The organism is Mesorhizobium sp. M8A.F.Ca.ET.021.01.1.1 (assembly GCF_003998025.1).
GTDB lineage: Bacteria > Pseudomonadota > Alphaproteobacteria > Rhizobiales > Rhizobiaceae > Mesorhizobium.
This window is the reverse complement of the sequence record NZ_RZSJ01000647.1, coordinates 1-3,341: the sequence shown is the minus strand read 5'-3', so window position 1 is coordinate 3,341 and position 3,341 is coordinate 1. Positions and strand designations below refer to the sequence as shown.

General features: G+C 62.3%; 3 protein-coding genes. 2 read left to right on the top strand and 1 reads right to left on the bottom strand.

The window, feature by feature from the left end:
- A partial coding sequence (locus EOA36_RS31435) for a sulfatase-like hydrolase/transferase (protein WP_145969409.1) occupies positions 1 to 699 on the top strand: 699 nt, incomplete at its 5' end.
- A gap of 45 nt (positions 700 to 744) precedes the next feature.
- Here EOA36_RS31435 and EOA36_RS31430 read toward each other — a convergent pair.
- Positions 745 to 2,385, bottom strand: a complete 1,641-nt coding sequence (locus EOA36_RS31430; protein ID WP_127280759.1) for a pilus assembly protein — start codon at positions 2,383 to 2,385, stop codon at positions 745 to 747.
- A gap of 464 nt (positions 2,386 to 2,849) precedes the next feature.
- On the opposite strand from EOA36_RS31430, the gene rpsF reads away from it, so the two are divergent.
- On the top strand, positions 2,850 to 3,338 hold the full coding sequence (gene rpsF, locus EOA36_RS31425) for a 30S ribosomal protein S6 (RefSeq protein ID WP_027144123.1): 489 nt from the start codon (positions 2,850 to 2,852) through the stop codon (positions 3,336 to 3,338).
- Positions 3,339 to 3,341 lie beyond the last annotated feature (3 nt).

The window sequence follows — 3,341 nt, the reverse complement described above, 5'->3', positions numbered from 1 at the left end:
ATCATCCGCGAAGCCGACGCCAGCGACGACCCCGTCTTCTTCTTCGCGGTCAGCCTGCAGAACCATGGCCCGTATGAGCCGAACCGTTATTCGAACCCGACCCACTCGGTGCAGGCGCCGATCAGCCAGTGGGCGCGTGACTCGCTGCTCTCCTACGCCGAGGGTTCAGCCGACGCGGACCGCGGCCTCGAGCGGCTGATCGAATGGGCCAAGACGCGCGAGCGGCCAACGATTGTCGCCTTTTTCGGTGACCACCTGCCGCCGCTCGGGCCGGTCTATGTCGAGACCGGCTTCCTGAAGGACAACGTCGCGCCCCGCAAGGAACCGACGCCGGAGGCCGCTCTCGAACATCACGCGACTCCGCTGATCATCTGGTCGAACCGTTCGGGCCCGGTCGAGAATCTGGGGACGGTGAGTCCTGCGTTCCTGCCCTATCATATCCTCACCGCCGCGGGCATCACCCACCCCTACTACACCGGCTTCCTGGGCGAGATGCGGGAGCGCTATCGCGTTGTCGACCGCAACCTGCTGCTCACGCCGGCCGGCGCGGCCACGGCCGACTGGTCGCGTCAGAAAGAGATCGACCCGGCGATCCGCGACTTCCGGCTGATCCAGTACGACATGATGTTCGGCAAGCGCCATGCCGCGCCCGACTTCTTCCCCGAGACGGTCGACAAGGTTGTCGCCCACACGAGTTGAGGTCTGGACCCCCCGGATGTATCGCGCGCTCTCGGCATCGGGCGCTCAATTCGTCAGTTGCAGCTTCGAGAACTTGTTGGCGATCTGCTGAAAAACATTCGGCAGCTTGGCCGGATCGTTGACGGCATAATAATCGCTCGGATCGGAAGCGCAGGCGCTGTAAAGCGTGCGGTTGGCAGCGGTGTCGGACTGCAGCACCATCGTGTAGATCTGCACGCCCTGGTTCTTCAACTGCGTGCAGACGCTCTTCGTCCAGCCGTCGACATTGCGGGCCGCCGTCGTCTGATTGTCCGACCCGAAGCGGCCACCCGCCAGATAGCCGTAGGATGTGTAGTCGGACTTCGTCGATTGCTGGCTGGCGCCGTAGACGACGTTCTCACCGTCGGTGAGCAGGAGTACGATCTTGCTGACGCCAGGCGTCTTGAATGGCGCGCCGCCGGTATAGGGCGCGCCGGGCGAGAGCACCCGCATGCCCCAGGACAGCCCCTCCGAGACGTTGGTGCCGGAGCCGTTCCATTCCGTCATCTGGCTCGCCGCCTTACGCAATTTGTCGAAATCGTCGGTCAGGGGAACGACGGGGGTCGGGCAGGAACGGTTGGGACCAACGGTGACGGGAGTTCCTGTCTCGGTGATAAGTTCCTTGGCCGGCGCCACATATTTGGCAACCTGTTCCTTGGTGGCTTTGTCGGGATCGCTGTCGAGGCCGCTGAAGTCGATGCCGAGCCGGTTGTCGCCTTTCTGTTTGTCTAGCTTGACCGTGTCGCTGGCGTCGCTGAGATAGGAATTGTTGTAGTACTTTGCCTCATTGCCATAGGAACTGGACGGCATCTGCGCATCTCCCGGATCATCCGGCGCAAAATAGGGAACGAACAGCGTGTCGGGCTTAGCCGGGTCGGGCGGCGTGTCGGAAATGTTGTAGGCGCCGGCCCGCGCCTCCACGCAGCCCTTCCATCCCGTGTCGTTCCATCCGGGCTCGGCCCATCCGGTGTCCTTGAGCTGCCTGAACAGGGCCATGTGGTTCGGGCGCTTGCCGTCGATGACGGGGAAATTGATACCGTTGGTCGAGGATTTGCCGTCCATGTCGATCCAGGACGGATCGAACCCGTCGCCATTGACGTTCACGGCCGTGACGAAGGGAACCAGCGAGGCACGGACCTGGCGCGTCGGCGACTTTGTCGATTCGAGCGTATCCAGCAACGACTTCGTCGCCGTCCTCAGAGCCGTCATGCGGGCGCCAGCCATCGAGCCGGTATTGTCCAGAACCAGCACGACTTCGAGCTGGTTATTGGACTCGGCCGCCGAGGCATCGACCACGATGTGCTTGCTCTGGCCAAACAGGAAAGCGAAGTTCAGATTGACGTCGGCCGAGGCGACCGCCTTGGTCTTGATGAAATTGACGCCCCTGTCGACGGTCAGGGTCGCCTGCGCGTTGACGAGTTCGCCATGGCCAGCGATGTTGGCCTGGAAATAGCGGTCGAAAGCATCGGTGCGGGTCATGTCGAGATCGCCAAGATGCGAGGAGGCAAGGTTTGCCGCATCGATCGCGTTCTGCAGGTTGCTCTTCGCCCGCATCATGGTCGAGACATCGGTCGCGAAGGCCACTGCCGACAGAATGGCGGGTAGCCCCAATCCCATGAGAAGCGCGAAATTGCCGCTCTTCGAGCGCCAGAACCTGTTGAGAAGCATCCTTACCCCCGAAAATGCTTGCCGCTTGTCATGCACGGCTGTCCGGGCTTTTGCACCTTTCATAATGAATCGACCGTTGACGGCGGAGGGCAACCCTGCGCAACCTGACATTGTGGTTAAGGTCCGGTTGCCGGGGAAAATCGCCGGGCCTTGCTGGCGCCGCGGCTTGATTTTCTGGTGGTTGCGACATCGGGGACGCCGCTTGCCCTTGCCTTATCGGTGGATTGCTATATAGACGCCGCCAATCTGCCGGTCCCAGCTGGGGGCTGAACGGAGGGCCGGAGGTTTTTTCGAGAACCTTCGTGTGAAGCCAGAAGCGCTTCCGCCTCCCGTGTCTCCGCTCTCGACCGTCTCGTCATGCTCCTTTCTTCCCGCGCCTTTCGAGGCACATGCGGGTCAGAGAAGTTGCAGAGGCTTTTGCCGCCGGGAACCGGGAGAGAAACGAAGAAAGGCACTGAACCATAATGGCTCTTTACGAACATGTGTTTCTTGCCCGGCAGGACCTCTCGCAGCAGCAGGTCGATGCGCTTGTCGAACAGTACAAGGGCGTCATCGCAGCAAATGGCGGGTCCGTCGGCCGGGTCGAGAACTGGGGACTGAAGTCCCTCACCTACCGGGTCAACAAGAACCGGAAGGCATACTACACGCTGATGGACCTCACCTGCCCGCCGGCAGCGCTCAACGAGATGGAGCGCCAGATGGGTCTGTCCGAGGACGTGCTGCGTTTCCTGACCATCAAGGTCGAGGCGCATGAGGAAGGCCCATCGGCCATGATGCAGAAGCGCGAAGAGCGCTCCGAGCGCGGTGGCTTCGGCGATCGCGACCGTGGCGATCGTCCGGCGCGCAGCTTCGGCGACCGCGGCGATCGTGGCCCGCGTTCGTTCGGCGATCGCGAAGGCGGCGACCGTGGTCCGCGCCGTCCGCGCGAAGGTTTTGAAGGGGGTGCAGAATAATGG

Excerpts from the sequence above, each read along its gene's own strand:
- EOA36_RS31430 (WP_127280759.1), bottom strand. The coding sequence starts at position 2,385 with ATGCTTCTCAACAGGTTCTGGCGCTCGAAGAGCGGCAATTTCGCGCTT.
- rpsF (WP_027144123.1), top strand. The coding sequence starts at position 2,850 with ATGGCTCTTTACGAACATGTGTTTCTTGCCCGGCAGGACCTCTCGCAG.